The 20906-nt window shown below is 70.0% G+C and carries 19 protein-coding genes; 10 read left to right on the top strand and 9 right to left on the bottom strand.

Annotated features, from left to right (window positions below; genetic code table 11):
* Positions 1-263 precede the first annotated feature (263 nt).
* Positions 264-884: a hypothetical protein gene (locus G6048_RS49110; RefSeq protein ID WP_235989390.1), complete on the top strand. Its 621-nt coding sequence runs from the start codon at positions 264-266 to the stop codon at positions 882-884.
* Positions 885-951: 67 nt separating this feature from the next.
* On the opposite strand, the gene G6048_RS00515 is transcribed toward G6048_RS49110, so the two are convergent.
* The 3 genes from G6048_RS00515 to G6048_RS00505 form a co-directional block, all read right to left on the bottom strand.
* Positions 952-2298 carry an esterase-like activity of phytase family protein gene (locus G6048_RS00515; RefSeq protein WP_165337384.1) on the bottom strand — a complete coding sequence of 449 codons (1347 nt, stop codon included), beginning with the start codon at positions 2296-2298 and terminating at the stop codon, positions 952-954.
* Positions 2299-2417: 119 nt separating this feature from the next.
* The gene (locus tag G6048_RS00510; RefSeq protein WP_165337383.1) at positions 2418-3695 is read right to left on the bottom strand and encodes an SWIM zinc finger family protein; all 1278 of its coding nucleotides are present in this window, start codon (positions 3693-3695) and stop codon (positions 2418-2420) included.
* Positions 3692-6556: a DEAD/DEAH box helicase gene (locus tag G6048_RS00505; protein WP_165337382.1), complete on the bottom strand. Its 2865-nt coding sequence runs from the start codon at positions 6554-6556 to the stop codon at positions 3692-3694. The genes G6048_RS00510 and G6048_RS00505 overlap by 4 nt, the downstream gene beginning before the upstream one ends.
* Positions 6557-6804: 248 nt before the next feature.
* Between G6048_RS00505 and G6048_RS00500 the strand changes: the two genes are divergently transcribed.
* Both G6048_RS00500 and G6048_RS00495 read left to right on the top strand, forming a co-directional pair.
* A complete protein-coding gene (locus G6048_RS00500) occupies positions 6805-7848 on the top strand; it encodes an acyl-CoA desaturase (protein WP_165337381.1) in 1044 nt (347 codons plus the stop codon).
* A gap of 106 nt (positions 7849-7954) precedes the next feature.
* Positions 7955-8137: a hypothetical protein gene (locus tag G6048_RS00495; RefSeq protein WP_165337380.1), complete on the top strand. Its 183-nt coding sequence runs from the start codon at positions 7955-7957 to the stop codon at positions 8135-8137.
* A gap of 121 nt (positions 8138-8258) precedes the next feature.
* On the opposite strand, the gene G6048_RS00490 is transcribed toward G6048_RS00495, so the two are convergent.
* The 3 genes from G6048_RS00490 to G6048_RS00480 all read right to left on the bottom strand — a co-directional run bounded on the left by G6048_RS00490 (position 8259) and on the right by G6048_RS00480 (position 10383).
* The gene (locus G6048_RS00490; RefSeq protein WP_165337379.1) at positions 8259-9119 is read right to left on the bottom strand and encodes a hypothetical protein; all 861 of its coding nucleotides are present in this window, start codon (positions 9117-9119) and stop codon (positions 8259-8261) included.
* 181 nt (positions 9120-9300) lie between these two features.
* Positions 9301-9594 carry a hypothetical protein gene (locus G6048_RS00485; protein WP_165337406.1) on the bottom strand — a complete coding sequence of 98 codons (294 nt, stop codon included), beginning with the start codon at positions 9592-9594 and terminating at the stop codon, positions 9301-9303.
* Between the two features lie 189 nt (positions 9595-9783).
* Positions 9784-10383, bottom strand: a complete 600-nt coding sequence (locus G6048_RS00480; protein WP_165337378.1) for a class I SAM-dependent methyltransferase — start codon at positions 10381-10383, stop codon at positions 9784-9786.
* A gap of 152 nt (positions 10384-10535) precedes the next feature.
* Here G6048_RS00480 and G6048_RS00475 point away from each other — a divergent pair, with 152 nt between their 5' ends.
* From G6048_RS00475 to G6048_RS00455, 5 genes are read left to right on the top strand one after another with little or no spacing between them, the layout of a single operon-like run.
* On the top strand, positions 10536-11309 hold the full coding sequence (locus tag G6048_RS00475) for an MHYT domain-containing protein (RefSeq protein WP_165337377.1): 774 nt from the start codon (positions 10536-10538) through the stop codon (positions 11307-11309).
* Positions 11310-11363: 54 nt separating this feature from the next.
* On the top strand, positions 11364-13922 hold the full coding sequence (locus tag G6048_RS00470; protein ID WP_165337376.1) for a sensor histidine kinase: 2559 nt from the start codon (positions 11364-11366) through the stop codon (positions 13920-13922).
* Positions 13919-14356: a roadblock/LC7 domain-containing protein gene (locus tag G6048_RS00465; protein ID WP_165337375.1), complete on the top strand. Its 438-nt coding sequence runs from the start codon at positions 13919-13921 to the stop codon at positions 14354-14356. Before G6048_RS00470 ends, G6048_RS00465 begins: the two co-directional genes overlap by 4 nt.
* A gap of 16 nt (positions 14357-14372) precedes the next feature.
* Positions 14373-14786 (top strand): DUF742 domain-containing protein, encoded by a 414-nt coding sequence (locus G6048_RS00460; RefSeq protein ID WP_165337374.1) that lies wholly within the window; start codon positions 14373-14375, stop codon positions 14784-14786.
* Positions 14787-14840: 54 nt separating this feature from the next.
* Positions 14841-15446, top strand: coding sequence for a GTP-binding protein (locus G6048_RS00455; RefSeq protein WP_165337373.1), 606 nt, complete (start codon positions 14841-14843; stop codon positions 15444-15446).
* Between the two features lie 13 nt (positions 15447-15459).
* Here the strand turns inward: G6048_RS00455 and G6048_RS00450 are convergent, their stop codons facing one another.
* Positions 15460-15888: a PPOX class F420-dependent oxidoreductase gene (locus G6048_RS00450; protein WP_165337372.1), complete on the bottom strand. Its 429-nt coding sequence runs from the start codon at positions 15886-15888 to the stop codon at positions 15460-15462.
* 94 nt (positions 15889-15982) lie between these two features.
* Between G6048_RS00450 and G6048_RS00445 the strand changes: the two genes are divergently transcribed.
* Positions 15983-16396: a roadblock/LC7 domain-containing protein gene (locus G6048_RS00445; RefSeq protein WP_165337371.1), complete on the top strand. Its 414-nt coding sequence runs from the start codon at positions 15983-15985 to the stop codon at positions 16394-16396.
* A 152-nt stretch (positions 16397-16548) separates the two neighbouring features.
* Complete coding sequence (locus G6048_RS00440; RefSeq protein WP_165337370.1) at positions 16549-17490, top strand: DUF6397 family protein; 942 nt, start codon at positions 16549-16551, stop codon at positions 17488-17490.
* A gap of 4 nt (positions 17491-17494) precedes the next feature.
* On the opposite strand, the gene G6048_RS00435 is transcribed toward G6048_RS00440, so the two are convergent.
* Positions 17495-18367 (bottom strand): acyl-CoA thioesterase, encoded by an 873-nt coding sequence (locus G6048_RS00435; RefSeq protein WP_165337369.1) that lies wholly within the window; start codon positions 18365-18367, stop codon positions 17495-17497.
* A 19-nt stretch (positions 18368-18386) separates the two neighbouring features.
* Complete coding sequence (locus tag G6048_RS00430; protein WP_165337368.1) at positions 18387-20900, bottom strand: DEAD/DEAH box helicase; 2514 nt, start codon at positions 20898-20900, stop codon at positions 18387-18389.
* Between the last annotated feature and the right edge of the window lie 6 nt (positions 20901-20906).

Here is a 20906-nt window from a genome sequence, read left to right as displayed (position 1 = left end):
ACGGTATGGCCACGCCGCCCTTACCGCCCCAGCCGCCGGACGACACACCGCCTCCGGGCAACGGCGGCTTCGGTCCGCTGCCCGAAGGCTTCGGGCCACCTCCCGAGGGCTACGGCCCGCCTTCCGGGGGTTACGGTCCGCCCCCTGGAGGCTATGGGCCGCCGACCGGAGGCGGTGGTCCGCCATGGCAGGGCGGCGGGGACTGGCAGCAACCGCCGCCGCCCCCTGGCCCACCCGGCGCCGGTCCGGGAGGGCGCCGCAACGTGCTCTTCATCGTGCTGGCCGTGATCGTGGCGATCGGGGCCGTCGCCGCAGTGGTGCTGGTGGCCACCAGCGACGAGGGCTCGTCGGGCAAGCAGTCGCCTGCGGGGAGCAGCGACACCACCAGGGGTACGCCCACGCCGTCACTGAGCATCCCCTCTGAGCTGCCCAGCGAACTGCCCTCCCTGCCCTCCGGAGTGCCCGATCTGCCGAGTGACCTGCCCAGCGGCCTGCCCACCGACCTGGAGTCGCTGCTCCCGACTCCCGCGGGCAATGAAGTGCCGTACTACATGCTGAAGGCCGGTGACTGCTTCAACGTCGACAACAGCAAGCCCGGCCAGGCCGCGAAGCGGTCGTGCCGTACGGCGCATGACGCCGAAGTCGTCAAGGTGACCGAGCTGACAGGCACTTACTCGACCGATGCCGCCCTCAAGAAGGCGGCAACGGACCTGTGCGAGAAACCTCTGCAGGACAAGGCGGTCAAGCAGCCGGCCGGGACTGTGCGCGGCACCCTGGTGCAGTATCCGGACTCCACCGGCTTCAAGCTCGGCATCGACAACGTCGCGTGCAGCCTGGCCGCGGACCCCGGTGGGAACGGCAAACTCACCAAGCCGCTGACGTGAACCACGCGCGCGTGGCGCAAAAACGTCAGCCACGCGCGCGTACCGGATGAAAACGCGAGCCGGGCGCTCAGATCCCGCTTCCGCGAGGCAGCCGCACGTACGTCACCGTCGTCTCGACCTTGCTGTCCACCAGGCGTCCCTGGTCGTCGAACGCGCCCTCGCCGTCCGTCATCCCGAAGTCGTTGTCGTTGATGACAGCGAGCGTGTCGTGATCCACGCGCGCGATGCCCTCGATCTTCCCGGGCAGCCCCTCGACCTTGCCGAGGTCGACGACGAGGCGCTTGCGCAGCACCGGAACACCGGAGACGGCCGGATCGTCCAGCTGCTCCAGAGTCGGGGACGTGGTGGCGTCGTCCCACTTGTCACCGAGGATGTCCGCGCCCCGGCTCAGCCTCACGACCTGCAACCTGGCCGCCTTGTCGGTGCGCTCCTCGACGAGCAGCCGGTCACGGCCGACGGCCACCACGGAGGAGATCTTCAGCTCCGATGTGTCTTCCTCGCCAGGGTCGACCACGCTCACCGGGTCGAAGCGGTACGCGTACTCGGCCGTGACCGCCCGCTTCTTCGGCGAGAAGCGCAGCAGGCGTGTCGTGAGCGACGCCTCACCCGCGTCCTGATCCGGCACGGACAGCGGGCTCTGCATGGCCATCACCAGGTCCCCGCCCGGGAGTTGGGCGAGCCCTTCGAAGCCCCGGTTGACCTTTCGGTGCAGCAGGATCGAGGGCAGTGCCTCGACGACCGGGTAGTCCGTGCCGGTCAGGTTCAGCCCCTTCGGCACATAGCGGGTGAGCACCTTCCCGCGCGCGGAGACGTGAACCAGTGAGGGCCCGTACTCGTCAGCGAGCCAGAAGCTGCCGTCCTTGGCACGCACGATGCCCTCGGTGTCCACACCGTTCGGGTTGTACGAGAGCGGCGTCTTCGCGTCGTACGAGTACGGCGCTTCGTCGCGCCCCTTCTGGTTGGACAGACCTGTGACGGACTTCCCGGAGGAGGTCGTGACCGGGATCGCGTCCAGCACCTTCACGGTGCTCCCGGACACGCGGATCTTCACGATGGCCGGATCGAAGCCGGGCACGGGGAACGTACGGCGCTTCTTGCCGTCCACCGTGATCTGGCCATTGGGGCCGCGATCGGTGACCGTCCAGAACTCGCCCATGCGGCCCGCCGGGTAGATGTCGCTGCCGATACCGCCGAGGTCCACACCGCGGTCGTCGTCCACGGTGCCCGGCAGCAGCGCGTTGCTGAACCCGCCGAGCGGGATGTCGCCGAGCGTCGCGGTGCGTGTGACCCGCGCGTCCCCGGAGGGGGTGCCGACAGCCGTGCCGGACGCCACGAGGGTGGCCAGCAGGGCGAGCGGCACGCCGGCGGCGACGGAACGGTGGACGTGGCGCCGACGGACGGCGTGCGGGGACATCGGGCCTCCTGGGGCACGGGTGCGTGGACAGTGGCCAGATTTCGCCCCCGCATCGAACGCCGTACGACCGCCACGTGAACGCGGAGCGTCAACCACTCATCCGCTGGGCGGTGTTGGGATCATTCGCGGCCCTCCGCCAGGGCGAGGGCAGTCGCCGGATCCTGCGTGGCCGGCCCCACGGGAGCCCATCGTCCCCGTTCCTGGCGATACGGCCACCAGCGGCCGTCGAGCCCCAGTCGCAGTTGCGCCCGCCCACCGTCGACCGTCCAGCGATTGCGGGACGCGCGCAGTCGCGGCCGCTCGTCGTCCTCCCAGGCCGACTCGAGGGCGGCACGCGCGCGTGCGAGTGTTTCCGCCTCCACCGTCCACTCGGTCTCGAGCACGTCGAGGGCGGCCACACCCCCGTACTCCCAGGCGCGGACGCCGAGCTCCAGCCCCTCACGGTCGCGGCCCGACCCTTCGCCGAGCCGAGCGGCCACCGTGGACTCAGGGAACTCCGCGGCGCCCACGGCCAGCCGCACGGCATCCTGTGTGACCGTCAACTCCGCTTCCACGGGATGCGCTTCATGATCGGGCCGGAGCGCCTCGGCGAGCAGCCGGTGGGCCTCGCGAGCAGTCTGCGTCGCCAGGAACGCCAGGGCGGTCGGGTCGACGCCGGGTGCGGGTGCTGTCTCCGTGTCCAGCGAAGGCGGCTGTCCCGGATCTCCGGGCAGCACAGGCGCGTCTGGCAGCGGCGGCAGGATGTCCGCCGCCGCGTACGCCTCAGCGGCGTCCACGCCCTCGGACGGCTCATCCCGCACGGGGACGGCTTCGGCCTGGGGACCGCTGCGCACCTGCAACTCGTCCAGCAGCTCACGCTCTCCCCGGCCGCGCATCAACAGCAGCACGAACGGGTCCTGGTCCAGCAGCCGCGCCATCTGGTAGCACAGCGCCGCCGTGTGACCACAGTGGTCCCAGGCATCACAGTCGCACTCAGGCTCCAGATCGCCAAGTCCCGGCAGGAGTTCGACGCCGGCGGTCGCCGCGTCCTCGACCAGATGCGGTGGCATCTCACGGTCGAGCAGCGCCGCGATGTGCCCGGCCCGTTCCACAGCCATGTCCAGGAAACGGTCCCACTGGTCCTCGGACAGCTGCTGGAGCAGGACATCGGCGCGATGCGCGGTTCGGTCGCGGTCCTGGACCACCGCGGTGATGCGCCCGGGACGCACCGACACGGCTCCCACGGCTCCCACGCGCGCGAGCCGGCGGCCCGTCCTCACCTGCTCCGAGTCCAGAGCCGCGTCCTCCAGCGCCTTCAGCCAGGCCTGCCCCCACCATGTCTGCGCGAAGCCCCGCCCGCGCGCGGGCGGCAGCGCGGCGAAGGTGCGCTCCGGGCTGTCTTCGTACGGATCGCTCATCGGGCGCCTCCTCGCAGCTCCACCAGGTCGGCCAGTTCGGTGTCGGTCAGTTCGGTGAGCGCCGACTCCCCGGCGCCGAGCACCGAGTCCGCCAACTCCCGCTTGCGCGCCAGCATGTCCGCGATCCGGTCCTCGATCGTGCCCTCCGCGATCAGCCGGTGCACCTGCACCGGCTGGGTCTGCCCGATGCGGTACGCGCGGTCGGTGGCCTGTGCCTCGACGGCAGGGTTCCACCAGCGGTCGTAGTGCACGACATGCTCGGCACGCGTCAGGTTCAGACCCGTGCCCGCGGCCTTCAGCGACAACAAGAAGACCGGCACTTCGCCCTCCTGGAAGCGCTGCACCATGGCCTCCCGCTCGGCGACGGGCGTGCCACCGTGCAGGAACTGAGAGGAAACCCCGCGCGCCGACAAGTGGCGTTCGATCAGCCGCGCCATCCGTACGTACTGGGTGAAGACCAGAACACTCGCTCCCTCGGAGAGGATGGTGCCGAGCAGTTCGTCCAGCAGTTCCAGCTTTCCGGAGCGGCCCGCGATCTTCGGACCGTCCTCCTTGAGGAACTGTGCCGGGTGATTGCAGACCTGCTTCAACCCGGTCAGCAGCTTCACGATCAAGCCGCGCCGCGCCATGCTGTCGGCGCCCGAAATCTCCGCCAGAGTCTCGCGGACCACCGCCTCGTAGAGGCCTGCCTGCTCCTTGGTGAGCGACACGGCACGGTCGGTCTCGGTCTTCGGCGGCAACTCGGGCGCGATGCCCGGGTCCGACTTGCGGCGGCGCAGCAGGAACGGCCGTACGATCTGGGCGAGCCGATCCGCCGCGCCGGGATCCTGCCCGCCCTCGACGTCCTGCGCGTACCGGGTGCGGAACGTGCCGAGCCTGCCGAGCAGTCCCGGAGTCGTCCAGTCGAGAATCGCCCACAGCTCGGAGAGATTGTTCTCCACCGGAGTCCCGGTGAGCGCCACGCGCGCGCGTGCACCGATCGTCCGCAGCCGGCGTGCCGTGTCCGAGTACGGGTTCTTCACGTGCTGCGCCTCGTCCGCGACGACCATGCCCCACGACGCCCCGGCCAGCTGCTCGGCGTCGAGCCGCATCGTGCCGTACGTCGTGAGGACGAACTCACCGTCGGCCAGGTCCTCCAGGCTCCGTCGCGGCCCGTGAAAACGGCGCACCGGGGTGCCCGGTGCGAACTTCTCGATCTCGCGCTGCCAGTTGCCCATCAGGGACGTCGGGCAGACGACGAGAGTGGGACCCGCCGCCGACTCGTCGCTCTGCCGGTGCAGATGCAGGGCGATCAGCGTGATCGTCTTGCCCAGGCCCATGTCGTCGGCCAGGCAGCCGCCCAGCCCCAACGAGGTCATCCGGGCCAGCCAGTTGAGGCCCCGCAGCTGGTAGTCCCGCAGGGTGGCGGTGAGCGCGGCGGGCTGACCGACCGGCTCCTGCCCCTCAGGGTCCGCGAGCCGCTCGCGCAGCGTCGCCAGCCACCCCGTGGGCCGGACGTCGACCTGGCGGCCGTCGACCTCCGTGGAGCCCGTCAGAGCGGCGCTCAGCGCGTCGATGGGGGTGACCTTGCGGTCCTGCTGCGCACGGGCGCGGTGCACCTCCTGCGGGTCGACGAGGACCCACTGATCGCGCAGCCGCACCATGGGGCGGTTCGCCTCGGCGAGCCGGTCCAGCTCCTGCCGCGTCAGCGGCTGATCACCCAGCGCGAACGACCAGTTGAAGGCGAGCAGTGCGTCGGCCGACAGGAACGACGGCACGTCCGACGACAGCCGCCCCGGGCCCTGTTCGTCATCCGGGGGCCCGATGACCGCGCGGGCCGTCAGCTTGCGCGCCAGCTCCTTGGGCCAGTGCACCTCCACCCCGGCAGCCGCGAGGGCCCGCGCACCATCGCCGAGGAGTTCGGTGACCTCCTCGTCGGCGAGTTCGATCGCGTCGGGCACGGCCGCCGACAACAACGGCGTGAGCGGGGCCCAGGCCCGCGCGGCCCGGCGCAGGGCGAGCAGGGCGTCCAGACGCGCGCGCGGACCGAAGGCAGGACCCGACGCGCCCGCGTCGGCCCATACTTCGGCGGCGTCCGCGATCAGAGCCGGGTCGCTCACACTGTGCAGCTGGAGGACCGCGCGGAAGGGCAGCCGTGGCTCGTCCGCCATGGCCGAGTCCAGGCCCGGAACCTCGATGCGCAGCGAGATCCGTACGCCCGCGTCGTGCCCCGCGGCGACATCGGCGGCCCAGGCGCGCTGCTCGGGGATGTGCTGCGGTGCGGGCGCCGCGAAGGCCGCACCGCCCGTTGCGAGCGGCGCCGCGGCGGACCGGGGGAGCGTGTCGGCAACCGCGTCGAGGAAGGCACGCACCAGCCGCTCCGGATCGGGCAGACGCAGCGGCTCGGTGTCGTCGACCGGCACCGCATGCGCGTGCGGCGGCATCGCGGCGGCGAGCTCGCGGATCCGTTCCACGTCCTCCGCGCGCAGTGGACCGACACGCCACGCGTCATGGTCTGCGGCGCTCAGGCCGGGCAAGAGGAGTCCGCGCGCGGCCAGTTGAAGCGCGAGAACGGCCGCCGCGCCCCAGAAGGCGGCTGCCCTGTGCGCGTGCGCGGCGGCACGCGCGCGCGTGAGGACCGGCAGCGCGGCTCGTACCGGCAGTAGCACGGCAGGCACGGTCACCAGCTCGACGCCGTCGTCGCCGGGCAGGACGACCGTCAGCTCCTCGACGGAGCCTGATCCAACGACAGGAGGGCGGTCGCCGTCGGGGTGCCAGAACGCGACGCCGCCGGTGCGGGCTGGTTCGGCGGGCACGAACACGGCACAGCAGCGGGCCAGTTCGGAGAGCTCGGAGGGAGTCGCCGCGGGAATCCTCAGCACAGGAATAGCTTATTCCTCAAATTTGACTACCGGAGGGCAAGGTTGCCGAGAATACAGCACCAAGGGCATTCGAGAGCCCGGCAAAGGTGTGGCATGGGTCACTTTCCTGAGGGGTGTCGTCAGGTCCACCTGAAGGCGGGTGGATTCCCCAGGACGGACACGGGTGGTGCCGCCATGGTCGCCCAAGGTCACCGATCCGTACGTTTCTTCAGGTCAGCCCCTTTCCGAAGAGACCGGAGACCACCACCATGACCCAGACCGTCGCAGCCGTCGCGGAACATCCTCCCGGAGCTACCGTCGGAAGCGAGTTCACGCCGCTCCTGCGCACCGTCAAGGGCCAGGGTCTCCTCGACCGCAGACACGGCTGGTACGCGCTCGGCATCACCGTCAACGCACTTGCCCTGGCCGCTGTCGCCGTCGGCGTCGTCCTGATCGGCCACTCCTGGTGGGTGCTTCTCCTGGCCCCCCTGCTCGCCCTCCTCTGCGCGCGGACGGCCTTCATGGGTCACGACGCGGGCCACTCCCAGATCACCGCCAACCGGTCCGTGAGCCGCCTGATCGGGCTCGTCCACGGCAACCTGCTGCTGGGCATGAGCTACTCCTGGTGGAACGAGAAGCACAACCGCCACCACGCCAACCCCAACCACATCGACAAGGACCCCGACGTCGCCGCCGACGTCCTGGTGTTCACCAGCGAACAGGCGAGCGGCCGGGCCGGCTTCCGCCGCTGGCTCACCCGCAACCAGGCCTGGCTGTTCTTCCCGCTGACCCTCCTCGAAGGCATCGCCCTGAAGATCCACGGCTTCAGGGACCTGCGCCGGCAGACTCCCCGCGAGCGCATGGTTGAAGGCTCCCTGTTGGTGGTCCACGTCGCCGCCTACGCGGCGCTGCTGCTCACCTCCATGTCAATCGGTCAGGCCCTCGCCTTCGCCGCACTCCACCAGGCACTCTTCGGCCTCCACCTGGGCCTGGCCTTCGCGCCGAACCACAAGGGCATGGAAATGCCCGACCCCGAAGGCGAGCGCTGGGGTCATTTGCGCCGCCAGGTCCTCACCTCCCGCAACATTCGCGGCGGCGCTCTGACCGACTGGTTCCTCGGCGGCCTCAACTACCAGATCGAGCACCACCTGTTCCCGAGCATGCCGCGCCCGCACCTGAGGCTGGCCCAGCCCCTGGTGCGCGCCCACTGCCGAGAGTTGGGTATCCCTTACACGGAGACGGGTCTCGTCGACTCCTACCGTGAGGCCCTGCGCCACATGTACGAGGTTGGGGAGCCCCTCAGGGGGGAGTAGGGGTCGCGACTCAGGGTCGTATCAGGGTCGTGTCCTGGAACCGCGAAGGGCACGGGCCCGTTCTCAGGACAGAGAGCGGCTGTGGCCGCGAAGGAGGCGACACAAGATGTCGAAGAACGCGAAGATCGCCGCAGGAGGCGTGGCGGCCGGGCTCTTCCTGCTGATCTGGCTGCCCTGGTGGGCCGCCTTTCTGATCATCGTGGGGGTTCCGGCGGCAGCGTATCTGACCCTGGACCCCTCACAGCGGCGCAGGCTGCGCCGCGTCACACGCAAGGAGCTCGGCCGCTGAGACTTCACCGACCGGGTCAGTTCCCTTCCAGTGCACAGGAGTTGACCACACCGCCGCTCGCGGGCCTGCCGACGGCACGGCTCGCGAGCGGCGCTTCATCCCGGCGATGAGTGCGTACGCGTCAGAGCGGGCGTACGGCCATCTTGTCCAGTGCGGCCAACAGGCCGGGCAACTCCGGCCCGCGACCCACGGGCAGGATCTCTTCCGGCTTCTCGTCGAGCAGTACAAAGGCGATGTCGTCGGTCCTGGCCACCATCGACCAGCCCGGACCGTCGGCCCGCAGAGTCCGGGCGTCACCCGGCGCGAACGACGAGCGCACGCGCCCGAGGGGCGGTGGCGTGTCCATGTACGCACGGACCTCCGCGAGGACGCGCCGGACACCGCTGCGCGGCACGCCCCCGTCGCCGTCGCTCTTGTTCTTGTCGTCGTCGCCCTGCGCCGTCGGGGCGTCGGGAGATCCGCCGCCCGCAGGCACGAACTCCTCGTCGTCGATCCGCTCCCGCCAGGCCGCCCAGTGGAGTGCTATCTCGTCGGCTCCGAGGCGCCGTTGGGCCGGACCCCAGACCGAGGTGTCCGGCGGGGACAGTGGCTCCCGTTCGGCGATTTCGGGCGCGGGGTCGTGCGGGGCGGGCACATTGGGTGCCGCGACGGCCACGGCCAGCGGCCACCCGGGGAGCGCCGCGACCATTGAGCGGTCGTCGGGCGAGAGGTCGTACTCCATGCCGCAGTCCCACGAGGCGATGGCGACGGCGACCAGCGACACGTCGTCGACGACGACCGTCCACCGCGCTCCGTCCCCGTCCTGTCCGAGCACCAGGCCGTATCCGTCGGCGAGGGGTGCCAGTCCGAGCGCCGCGCAGGCCTCCGGGTAGTCGTCCCCCAGCACGCTGGGGAACTGCGCCGGCGTCAAGAGCACCGCCGTCAGCACATACAGCGCGTCGTCGTCCACGGCGGCGACGGTGGTCTCATCCGTCCCGGCCATCCCAGCCTCCCCATTGCTTACGTCCGTCGGCGCACCTTAGTGCGATCGCTCGGCGGTTGTCACGGTCCCGGGTGCGCGCGGGAGCTGAGGGCATCCGCCTGGACATTGGCGAAACGGCCGTCCGTTACGGTTGAAGCCGGCCGTCCACCATGCCTGGGCGCCTCGGCACAAGCAGTCGGCGTCAGACGGCGGGCAGGCCGAGGAGCGTCCGAGCCACCGCGGTGGGCGACTCGTCGCGTTCCCGCGCCAGGGCGATGACCGCCCGGCACGCCAGCTCGTTCACCCCGAACGACAACGCTTCCGGCGACACCCAGGCCGCGGCCTCGTCGATCCGGTCCTGGTCGTCCTCCGCGCACGCCGACACATAGGCCGCGGCCGCCTCGAAGAGATTGTGAGTGCGCTTCTCCGAACGCCGGTCCTCCTGAGATCCGGACGCTTCCGGGCGCGAAAGGAACTTGCGGAGTCTGGCTGACATGCCGGACATGCGGGCCACCTTCCCCCTGTGCGAGTGCCATCGCTGATCGCTCACCTGCTGCTACTCAACCTGCTACTCAACGTAGAGTTGAAGTCCCGGCACCAGAAGAGGGACGGTGCGGTAAAGCGGCACGGCACCGCACCCCGGTGTTGCGTACGCAGCCGCACCGGAGTGTCGTAAGGCGCGTCCTCAGCCCTCGCGTACGGCCAGCGCGAGGAACCGGGCGTCCTCGTCGACGTACGCCGTCAGGCGCCAGCCGGAGCCGGACAGGAGCGGGCCGAGGTTGGCCTCCGCGCGCAAGTCGTCCGGCGTGATCTGCCGCCCCTGACGGGCCGCGAGGGCTGCCCGGCCGAGAGGATGGAAGAGCGCCAGCCTCCCGCTGGGCCGTACGACACGCGCCAACTCCCTCAGATTCTCCGCAGGGTTCGGCAGGTGAGCGACGAGGCCCGCCGCGAAGACGGCGTCGAGCGAAGCCGTGCGCAGGGGGAGTGCGGCCACATCGGCCAGCAGCAGCCTTCCCACACCGTCCCGTCCCGCCCGTACCGCGGCTTCCAGCATGGCGGGCGTCAGGTCCGCGCCCAGAACCACTCCGGAGGGCCCCACGGCCTCCCTCAGCGGCGGCAGGGCCCGTCCCGTGCCGCAGCCCGCGTCCAGTACGTGGTCGCCCTTCCGCAGCCCCAGTTCGGCGACCGCCGCAGCGTATGCCGGACCGTCGTCGGGAAAACGGGCGTCCCACTCGGCCGCGCGGGCCGCGAAGAACTCCTGCACGTGTGCGTGGTCGTCGCTCATGCTTCGCATGATCTCGCACCGCCGAGAACCGCGAGGTGGTGTACATGTTCGAACGTGATGCGATCGTTCAGGTACACGTTGGCGTCATATTCCAACAGCTTTCGAAATGCGCTCCCTTGGTGCGCTCCGGGCCGGACTAGCGTCCCGGAGCCATGGGACACCTGGACCACGCCACCTTCGGCTGGCTGACCCCCGTGCTGTCGTACGTGATGGCCTGCATAGGCGCCGCCCTGGGGCTGCGCTGCACGGTTCGCGCGCTGGGCGCCACGGGGCGGTCGCGCCGCAACTGGCTGCTCACCGCGGCCTCCGCTATCGGCACGGGCATCTGGACCATGCACTTCGTGGCGATGCTCGGCTTCAGTGTCAGCGGCACCGAGATCCGCTACGACGTGCCGCTGACCATCCTCAGCCTGATCGTCGCCATGGTCGTCGTCGGCGCGGGCGTCTTCGCCGTCGGCTACGGCCGTGACCGAGGCAGGGCACTGGTCCTCGGCGGCCTCACCACCGGCCTCGGCGTGGCGAGCATGCACTACCTCGGCATGGTCGCCCTGCGACTGCACGGTGACGTGAACTACGACCCGGTGCTGGTCGGGATCTCCGTAGTGATCGCCGTGGTCGCGGCGACCGCGGCACTCTGGGCGGCACTGAACATCAAGTCGCCCGTCGCGGTCGCCGTCGCCTCCCTCGTCATGGGAGTGGCGGTGAGCAGCATGCACTACACGGGGATGATCGCGGTCAGCGTGCGTGTCTCCCCTTCGGGCGAGGCCTTGCCCGGGGCCACGGCGATGCAGTTCATCTTCCCTCTCGCCGTCGGCCTCGGGTCCTATCTATTCCTGACCTCGGCGTTCGTCGCGCTCTCACCGACCGCTGGAGAACGCGAGGCCTCCGCATCGGCCCAGCGCCCCGTCGAGAGTGCCGCCCACTAGCGCAGTGACCGCGCCCCGCAGGCGCGTCCCCGAACCACGCCGAGCGAGGAGGCCATGCGTACACCCCGTAGGACCCCAGCAGGCGGCTCACCGCCGCCGCCCTCGACTCCCGCACGGGGCCGCCGCGCGCACGCCGGACCGCCGGCCGACGAAGACTCCGCCTCGCTGGAGCAGGCAGGCGCCGTGTCGAGTGAGATACCCACGCGCGCGGGACGTTGGAGTCCGCGCCCCCGCACCGTACGGGCGAAGATCGTCTGCCTGTTGATGGTGCCCGTCATCTCCTTGCTCGCGCTGTGGGCGTACGCCACCGTCACCACGGCCCAGGACGTCGCACGACTGCGGCAGTTGCAGCGGGTGGACTCCCAGGTGCGTGCCCCGGTGGCCGCCGCCGTCGCCGCACTCCAGGCCGAACGCACCGCCGCCGTTCGCCGAGCCACCGACGACGCCGCCGAGAAGGAGAGCACCCTCAAGCAACTTGCGGCACGCACCGACCGGGCGGTGGCGAAGCTGCGGCTCGGCGAGCACAACACCGTCGCCGACAGCCAGGAGCTGCCCTCCGGAGTGGCACAGCGCCTCGAAGCCTTCGTCACCCGTGCCGAGCAACTGCCTTCCCTGCGGACCGCGGTGGTCGAACGGCGGACGGGGTGGAAAGAGACGTACGGGCAATACACGCAGACCATCTCGACGGCCTTCTCCGTGGGCGGTGCGCTCTCCGGCATCCAGGACGCCGATCTCGGGTCCGACGCGCGCGTGGTGCTCGAGTTCGCCCGCGCGGGGGAGGCCCTTGCGCAGGAGGACGCGGTGCTCGGAGGCGCCCGGCTCACCGGGAGTCTCGACGGAGAGCGGCTGCGACTGTTCAACGGTGCCGCCCACACCCGCCGGTTGCTCACCGAATCCGCTGTTCCTGACCTGCGCGGACCCGAACGGGCCGCATGGGGTGCCCTCGCGGAGAGCAGCGCCTACGCCGGCCTACGTGCTGCCGAGGACAAGGTGCTCGCGAGCGCACCCGGACGCAAGGGGGCCCAGGCCGCGCCCGAGGAGAGCTGGAAAGCAGCACACGCGCGCGTGCAGGACGACATGCGGACGATCGAGGCGAGCGCGGGCCATGCGGTCGCGGACCAGGCCCACCCGTTCCGGCGCGGCCTGCTCTCACCGGCCGGTGCCGCGGTCCTCCTGGGCCTCGTCGCCGTGGCGGCGTCCCTCGTCATCTCCGTACGCATCGGACGCGGCCTCGTCGTCGAGTTGGTGAGCCTGCGCAACAGCGCTCTGGAGATCGCCCGCCGCAAACTCCCGCACGCCATGCGCAGACTGCGGGCGGGAGAGGAGATCGACGTCCGCGCCGAGGCCACTCCCGGCCCGCCCGCGGAGGACGAAGCCGGCCAGGTCGCGGAGGCCCTGAGCACCGTGCACCGCGCCGCCCTGCGCGCCGCCGTCGAACGCGCGGAGCTCGCCAGCGGCATCTCCGGAGTCTTCGTCAATCTCGCCCGCCGCAGCCAGGTCCTCGTACACCGCCAACTGAACCTGCTGGACAGCATGGAGCGCCGGTCAGAGGACCCGGACGAACTCAGCGACCTGTTCCGGCTCGACCACCTGACCACGCGTATGCGCCGCCACGCGGAGAGCCTGATCATCCTCTCCGGAGCCGCTCCCGGCCGGGCCTGGCGGACGCCGGTGTCGCTCTCGAACGTGGTCCGTGCCGCCGTATCCGAAGTCGAGGACTACGCGCGCGTGGAGGTACGACACCTCCCGGAGACGTCGGTCGCCGGAGCGGCGGTCGCCGACCTCACGCACCTCCTTGCCGAAATCGTCGAGAACGCCGCACAGTTCTCGCCGCCTCACACCAAGGTGCGTATCACCGGCGAACCGGTCGGCAACGGCTACGCGCTGGAGATCGAAGACCGGGGACTCGGCATGGGCAAGGAGACCCTCGCCGAAGCGAACCGTCGCATCGAGCAGTCCGAAGCTCTCGACCTGTTCGACAGCGACCGGCTCGGGCTCTTCGTGGTGAGCAGGCTCGCCGCCCGGCACGGCATCAAGGTGCATCTGCGGACCTCACCCTTCGGGGGCACCACCGCGGTGGTCCTGCTGCCCACCGCACTCCTTCAGACCACTGCGGTGGAGCGTTCTGGTGCCCACCGGGAGGAGACCGGACCGCCCGCGGAACGCGAGTACGCGCGCGTGCCCGCCGCCCCGCAGCAGGAATCCGTAGAGTCCCTGAACGAACGGCCCGCTCTGGTGGCGCCCGTGCAGGCGGCCATGCGGGCCGCCGGGGACCGGCCGGGGGGAGACGGGAACGGCCCGTCCGATGCCCCACCGCCTGGCGTCACGACCCTTCGGCTGCACCGCCCGGCCGACGAGGCGCAGGAACCGGATGGGCTCCCACGGCGCGTGCGACAGGCGAGCCTCGCCCCGCAGTTGCGCGAGGAGCGCCCCGCTGAGCCCACGACCGCGGTGGACCCTCAGGGCGACGAGGAGCGCACCCCTGAGCTGGTACGGGACCGTATGGCGGCCTACCGCGCCGGCTGGGCCCGCGGTGGCGGCCGCTCGCCCGGCCTCGGCGCAACCCCCGACCCGGCGTCGGGCGGCGATGGCAGTGAAGGAGACCTCGCATGATCCACGACCAGGGTATGGGGACCACGCAGCGGACCGGTGAACTCGACTGGCTGCTGGACGACTTGGTGACCCGCGTCGGTGAGGTACGGCATGCCGTGGTGCTGTCCAACGACGGGCTCGCGATGGGCGCGTCCGGCGCCCTCACGCGGGAGGACGCCGAGCACCTCGCCGCGGTCGCCTCGGGCTTCAACAGCCTGGCCAAGGGCGCCGGCCGCCACTTCGGCGTCGGCGGCGTACGCCAGACCATGGTGGAGATGGACGACGGCTTCCTGTTCGTGGCCGCCGCCGGCGACGGCTCCTGCCTCGCCGTCCTGAGCGCCGTGACCGCCGACATAGGGCTGGTCGCCTACGAGATGGCGCTCCTGGTCAAGCGGGTGGGCGAGCACCTTTCCACCGCGCCGCGCGCCGGCGCTCGACCGGCCGCGTCCGGGTGAGCGAAGGGCGGCGGACATGACCGAGGACAGAACCGGCCCTCCTGGGCAGCCGGGCAGCCAGTGGTACGACGACGAGGCCGGGCCGCTCGTCCGCCCGTACGCGATGACGGGCGGACGCACCAAACCCGGACCCACCGGGGTGCGCTTCGACCTGATCGCGCTCGTCACGCTGCACACGGGCGCCATGGACATCGGCGACGACACCTCGCTCGGCCCGGAACACCTGGCCCTCATCGACCTCTGCCGTGCGGAGACTCAGTCCGTCGCCGAACTGGCCGCGGGCGCCGACCTGCCCGTCGGCGTGGTCCGGGTGCTCCTGGGAGACCTCCTGGAGCTGGGCCGCGTCACGGTCAGCCGACCTGTGCCACCAGCCCAGCTGCCCGACGAACGCATCCTGCGCGAGGTCATCGAGGGACTGAGAGCGCTGTGAAGACGGACCCGAACCCACGCCGGCGGTTGCCGGCACTCCCGAGAGAAGTAATCGATGGTCTCCGAGCACTCCGATGCCCCGAACGGCGAGACGGCCCCACTTGCCTTGAAGATCCTGGTCGCCGGCGGATTCGGCGTGGGCAAGACCACCCTCGTAGGAGCCGTCAGCGAGATCAGGCCGCTGCGCACCGAGGAACTGCTCAGCGAGGTCGGCCAGTCGGTCGACGACACCGACGGTGTGGACCAGAAGGTCACGACCACCGTCGCCATGGACTTCGGACGCATCACCATCAGGTCCGGCTTGTCGCTCTACCTGTTCGGGACGCCGGGACAGGACCGGTTCTGGTTCCTGTGGGACGAACTGTCGCAGGGCGCCCTCGGTGCCGTCGTTCTCGCGGACACCCGGCGGCTCGGGGACTGCTTCCCCGCGGTCGACTACTTCGAACACCGGCACATCCCGTTCGTCGTGGCCGTCAACTGCTTCGCGGATGCGCGTACTTACGGTGCCCACGAGGTGTCACGCGCCCTCGACCTGGACCGTGGCACACCCGTCGTGCTCTGCGACGCCCGTGACCGCGACTCGGGGAAGGAGGTGCTGATCCGTCTCGTCGAGTACGCCGGGCGGATGTACACCGCCCGGCTGCTCGATTCCGTCGGCTGACGCGTCGGCTCGCTCAGTCCGAGACAGCGGCCTGGGCGAGGACCTTCTCGATGCTCATCCGCACGAGGAGTTCGCCCGGCACGCCGTTACGGGCGGCGAACTCCTCGGCTCGGTCCTCGCCCATGTAACGCGCCCCTATCCGCCCGGCCCAGAGCCGGACCTCATCGAGATCCTCCGAGATCCGGGCGCGTCCCCGCAGGACCACGAAGGCGTACGGTGGCCGGTCGTCGTCCACGCACAGGGCGACCCGGCCGTCCCGGGCCAGATTCCGCCCCTTGACGGTGTCCTTCCCGGTGTTGAAGACGAGGTCGTCCCCGTCGAGCACGAACCAGATCGGTGCCACATGCGGACTTCCGTCCGCTCGAACAGTCGACAGCTTGCCGGTGCGGGTGCCCTCCGAGACGAACGCCCGCCATTCCTCATCGGTCATGTTCTGTGCCATGCACCCATCATGCTTGCCCCGACAGCGGCTGTGGGGAAGGCTGGCTCGTCAGATCCTCAGGCCAGAGGTGACTCACAACACGGGGAGACGGATCATGGAGCCGAACCAGGGACTCGGCTGGTTGCTGGACGACCTGACCGAGCGCGTCGAACACGTACGACATGCGCTGGTGCTGTCCAACGACGGGCTGGTCACGGCGGCCAGTACGGGACTCAGGCGCGAGGACGCCGAACACCTCGCCGCCGTCTCCTCGGGGCTGCACAGCCTGGCCAAGGGCTCGGGCCGGCACTTCGGCGCCGGCCAAGTCCGGCAGACAATGATCGAGTTCGATGACGCGGTGCTGTTCGTCACGGCGGCCGGCAGCGGCAGCTGCCTGTGCGTGCTCAGCGCGGCCGAAGCGGACATCGGTCAAGTCGCCTACGAGATGACTCTGCTCGTCAACCGCGTCGGTGAACACCTCGACATCGATGCGCGACAGCCGGAACACGCACCCGCCATAGAACTCTGACCTGCAAAAACGTCGATCCGCTCCAAGTTATCCACAGGCCGAGCGGGAGGCGAGGCAAACCGGCTACGGTTTTTCCCGAAGCGAGCGCACGCATACGGCGCAAGCAAGGCAAAGGCACGCAAGTGCACGTCGCTGTACGGGGAAGAACCGCTATGTCCGGCAACACCATCACGCAATCCGCCCTGCCCACCTCTGCCCCGGCCGCCGCGACCGGGATCCGGCCGGCACTCACGCCGAGCCGCGCCGCACGGGAACTGGGCCTCAAACGAGGCGAGTTGGACCTCGCCGTCCGACTTGGATGTATCAGGACCCTTCCCGACGAAGGGGGCGGAGGCCGTCGCGTGGCCCGCGCGGAAATCGACCGGGTGCGTTCCGAAACCGGCTTTCCCGACGCGCTCCGCGAGCGCGTCAAGGCCGTGGGCACCGCGGAGGGCGCAGCCCTCATGGGGGTGTCGGCAGCCCGGTTCACGCGGTTCGCGCGCCTCGGCCTGATCGCACCCGTCAAGTGGTACCTGAACCGGTACAGGGCTGTGGTCTGGCTGTATCTGGCCGAGGAACTGCGGCAGTTCGCCGCGAGCGAGAACAACGCCCCGCTGCTGAGGGGGCGTACGCCCGAGGGTCTGCGCGACCAGTTGGACGCAGGCGTGGACCTGCGGGCCCGCAACTGGCGGGGACGGCACGTGGGTTATCTGCTGCGGCAGACCGAAGATCCCTGGGCGCGCGCCGCGGCCGTGGCATCCCTGCTGGATCCCGTGCAGGTCGCGGAGATCATCGAAGACCCGTACGAACGCGCCTATCTGAACCGATTCCAACCCGACCGGACGGCCCACGGCGCGCCCGATTCACCCGCCGCCCACGTCGCCGCACGGATCATGACGGCGCAGGACCCCGACGAGATCAGCTGGCTCCGCAGCGACTTGGCGAACGTGATCGAGGAGGCACGAGAGGACCGGCCCGCCCCACGTCCGACACCGAGGGGAGCCGAGACACCGCGTGCGCGTCGGAAACCACAACTGATCGAGGAGCAGCGGAGCGTCGAGGAACCGGAACGCGCCCGGGGCCTCTTCGGATGGCTGCGCCGCAGAAACCCGTGACCCGTCAGGCCTCAAGCTTGCGGAACAGCCCTTCCTGGACGACCGAGACGAGCATCCGTCCGTCCCGGTCGTAGATGCGCCCGCGCGCCAGGCCCCGGCCACCGGTAGCGATCGGCGACTCCTGGTCGTACAGGAACCACTCGTCGGCGCGGAACGGCCGGTGGAACCACATGGCGTGGTCCAGAGAGGCCATGTCGAAGCCGCGGGGGCCCCAGAGCGGTTCCACCGGGATGCGGACGGCATCCAGGAGGGTCATGTCGCTCGCATACGTGAGCGCGCAGGTGTGGACCAGCGGGTCGTCGCCCAGGGGGCCGACAGCGCGCATCCATACGGCGCTGCGCGGTTCGGCGTGCTCGACCTCCTCGGGGGTCCAGCGCATCCGGTCCACGTAGCGGATGTCGAAGGGCTGGCGGCGGGCCATGCGCTCCAACGTCTCGGGCAGCGCGCCCAGATGCTCCTTGATCTCCTGAGTGACGGTCGGGAGCGACTCAGGATCCGGGACCTCGCGGGCCGGCGGCAGCTGGTGCTCGAAGCTCCCCTCTTCAGGCTTGTGGAAGGAGGCGGTCAGATTGAAGATCGTGCGGCCCTGCTGCACGGCGGTGACACGGCGCGTGGTGAACGACCGCCCGTCGCGGACCCGTTCGACCTGGTACACGATCGGCACACCCGGGCGGCCCGGGCGCAGGAAGTACGCGTGCAGCGAGTGCACCGGCCGTTCCCCGTCCGTGGTGCGGCCGGCAGCGACGAGGGCCTGGCCGGCGACCTGCCCGCCGAAGACCCGCTGCAGGGACTCCTGCGGGCTGCGTCCACGGAAGATGTTGACCTCGATCTGCTCCAGGTCGAGCAGGTCGACGAGTCGTTCCGCTGGGTTCGTCATGTGTCAGATTCTCCTGAGCTCACAGCTGGCCGACGTCGGTGACCTTGACGACGGCACGTCCCTCGGTGTCGGAGGCCGTGAGGTCGATCTCCGCGCTGATGCCCCAGTCGTGATCGCCGTTCGGATCGGCGAAGGTCTGCCGGACGCGCCACAGGCCGTTCCGCGGCTCCTCCTCGATGAGCAACAGCTTCGGGCCGCGTGCATCGGGGCCGGTGCCGAGGTCGTCGTACTCATCCCAGTACTTGTCCATGGCCTCGCCCCAGGCATCCGCGTCCCATCCGGACTCGGCGTCCATCTCGCCGAGTTCCTCGACCTGGTCGAGGGCGGCGAGTTCGACACGGCGGAACATGGCGTTGCGGACGAGGACGCGGAAGGCGCGCGCGTTCGCGGTGACCGGCCTGACCTGGTCGGCCTTCTCCTGGGCTTCCTCGGCCGTCATCTCCTCCGGGTTGGCGAGCTGTTCCCACTCGTCGAGGAGGCTGGAGTCGACCTGCCGCACCATCTCGCCGAGCCAGGCGATCAGGTCCTGAAGATCCTCGGACTTGAGGTCGTCCGGGACGGTGTGATCAAGGGCCTTGTAGGCGCTGGCGAGGTAGCGCAGCACGATGCCCTCGGTTCGGGCGAGTTCGTAGAAGGAGACGAACTCGGTGAAGGACATGGCTCGTTCGTACATGTCGCGGATGACGGACTTCGGCGACAGCGGATGGTCGCCGACCCATGGATGGCTCTTGCGGTAGGTGTTGTACGCGTGGAAGAGGAGCTCCTCCAGCGGCTTGGGGTACGTCACGTCCTGGAGCCGCTCCATCCGCTCCTCGTACTCGACGCCGTCCGACTTCATCGCCGCCACGGCCTCGCCACGGGCCTTGTTCTGCTGAGCGGCGAGGATCTGCCGGGGGTCGTCCAGGGTCGATTCGACGACGGAGACCATGTCCAGCGCGTAGGAAGGGGACTCCGGCTCCAGGAGCTCGAACGCCGCGAGGGCGAAAGTGGACAGCGGCTGGTTGAGCGCGAAGTCCTGCTGCAGATCGACCGTCAGGCGCACGATACGGCCCTGGGCGTCCGGCTCGTCGAGCTTCTCGACGATGCCGCCGTCCAGGAGCGAACGGTAGATGGCGATCGCGCGCCGGATGTGCCGCAACTGCTGCTTACGCGGCTCGTGGTTGTCCTCCAGCAGATTGCGCATCGCGTCGAAGGCGTTGCCTGGCCGGGCGATCACCGACAGAAGCATCGTGTGGGTCACCCGGAACCGGGAGGTGAGCGGCTCCGGATCGGAGGCGATGAGCTTCTCGAAGGTGTTCTCCGTCCAGCCGACGAACCCCTCGGGAGCCTTCTTGCGGACCACCTTGCGACGCTTCTTGGGATCGTCGCCGGCCTTGGCGAGCGCCTTCTCGTTCTCGACGACATGCTCGGGAGCCTGGGCGACGACGAACCCCGCCGTGTCGAAGCCCGCCCGGCCGGCACGGCCCGCGATTTGGTGGAACTCACGCGCGCGAAGCGTCCGCACACGGTTGCCGTCGTACTTCGCCAGCGCGGTGAACAGCACCGTGCGGATGGGGACGTTGACGCCGACACCGAGGGTGTCGGTACCGCAGATGACCTTCAGGAGACCGGCCTGGGCCAACTTCTCCACGAGTCGCCGGTACTTGGGCAGCATGCCGGCGTGATGCACACCGATGCCGTGCCGTACGTAACGGGACAGATTGCGGCCGAACTTGGTGGTGAAGCGGAAGTTGCCGATCAGCTCGGCGATCTGGTCCTTCTCCGCCCGCGAGCACATGTTGATGCTCATCAACGCCTGGGCTCGCTCCACGGCCTGTGCCTGGGTGAAGTGCACGATGTAGACGGGGGCCTGCTTGGTCTCAAGGAGTTCGGTGAGCGTCTCCGTGAGCGGCGTCAGCCGGTACTCGTAGGACAGCGGCACGGGCCGCGTCGCCGAGCGGACGACCGCGGTGGGGCGGCCGGTCCGACGGGTGAGGTCCTTCTCGAACATCGAGACATCGCCGAGCGTGGCCGACATCAGGATGAACTGGGCCTGCGGCAGTTCGAGAATCGGGATCTGCCAGGCCCAGCCGCGGTCGCCCTCGGCGTAGAAGTGGAACTCGTCCATGACGACCTGGCCGACATCGGCCTGCTTGCCGTCGCGCAGCGCGATGGATGCCAGGACCTCGGCCGTGCAGCAGATGACGGGGGCGTCCGCGTTGACGGAGGCGTCACCGGTCAGCATGCCGACGTTCTCGGTGCCGAACAGCTTGCACAGCTCGAAGAACTTCTCCGAGACAAGTGCCTTGATGGGTGCCGTGTAGAAGGTGACCTCGTCCCGGGCGAGCGCCGCGAAATGCGCACCGGCGGCGATCAGGCTCTTGCCGGAGCCGGTGGGCGTCGACACGATCACGTTCGCACCCGACACCACCTCGATCAGTGCCTCCTCCTGATGGGGATAGAGCGCGATGCCGCGTTCCCCGGTCCACGACTCGAAGGCTTCGTAGAGGGCGTCGGGATCTGCGGTCTGCGGCAGCTGATCGATAAGGGTCACGTCCCC

The sequence above is a fragment of the Streptomyces ureilyticus genome, assembly GCF_011045025.1.
GTDB classification, from domain to species: domain Bacteria; phylum Actinomycetota; class Actinomycetes; order Streptomycetales; family Streptomycetaceae; genus Streptomyces; species Streptomyces ureilyticus.
This window is presented reverse-complemented; position numbering and strand designations above follow the sequence as displayed.

Bases quoted from the DNA above. Each gene is read 5' to 3' on its own strand.
- G6048_RS00485 (WP_165337406.1), bottom strand. From the start codon at position 9,594: ATGTCAGCCAGACTCCGCAAGTTCCTTTCGCGCCCGGAAGCGTCCGGA.
- G6048_RS00500 (WP_165337381.1), top strand. From the start codon at position 6,805: ATGACCCAGACCGTCGCAGCCGTCGCGGAACATCCTCCCGGAGCTACC.
- G6048_RS00445 (WP_165337371.1), top strand. From the start codon at position 15,983: ATGGAGCCGAACCAGGGACTCGGCTGGTTGCTGGACGACCTGACCGAG.
- G6048_RS00435 (WP_165337369.1), bottom strand. From the start codon at position 18,367: ATGACGAACCCAGCGGAACGACTCGTCGACCTGCTCGACCTGGAGCAG.
- G6048_RS00480 (WP_165337378.1), bottom strand. From the start codon at position 10,383: ATGAGCGACGACCACGCACACGTGCAGGAGTTCTTCGCGGCCCGCGCG.
- G6048_RS00475 (WP_165337377.1), top strand. From the start codon at position 10,536: ATGGGACACCTGGACCACGCCACCTTCGGCTGGCTGACCCCCGTGCTG.
- G6048_RS00495 (WP_165337380.1), top strand. From the start codon at position 7,955: ATGTCGAAGAACGCGAAGATCGCCGCAGGAGGCGTGGCGGCCGGGCTC.
- G6048_RS00465 (WP_165337375.1), top strand. From the start codon at position 13,919: ATGATCCACGACCAGGGTATGGGGACCACGCAGCGGACCGGTGAACTC.
- G6048_RS00450 (WP_165337372.1), bottom strand. From the start codon at position 15,888: ATGGCACAGAACATGACCGATGAGGAATGGCGGGCGTTCGTCTCGGAG.
- G6048_RS00440 (WP_165337370.1), top strand. From the start codon at position 16,549: ATGTCCGGCAACACCATCACGCAATCCGCCCTGCCCACCTCTGCCCCG.
- G6048_RS00470 (WP_165337376.1), top strand. From the start codon at position 11,364: ATGCGTACACCCCGTAGGACCCCAGCAGGCGGCTCACCGCCGCCGCCC.
- G6048_RS00510 (WP_165337383.1), bottom strand. From the start codon at position 3,695: ATGAGCGATCCGTACGAAGACAGCCCGGAGCGCACCTTCGCCGCGCTG.
- G6048_RS00460 (WP_165337374.1), top strand. From the start codon at position 14,373: ATGACCGAGGACAGAACCGGCCCTCCTGGGCAGCCGGGCAGCCAGTGG.
- G6048_RS00515 (WP_165337384.1), bottom strand. From the start codon at position 2,298: ATGTCCCCGCACGCCGTCCGTCGGCGCCACGTCCACCGTTCCGTCGCC.
- G6048_RS00490 (WP_165337379.1), bottom strand. From the start codon at position 9,119: ATGGCCGGGACGGATGAGACCACCGTCGCCGCCGTGGACGACGACGCG.
- G6048_RS00455 (WP_165337373.1), top strand. From the start codon at position 14,841: ATGGTCTCCGAGCACTCCGATGCCCCGAACGGCGAGACGGCCCCACTT.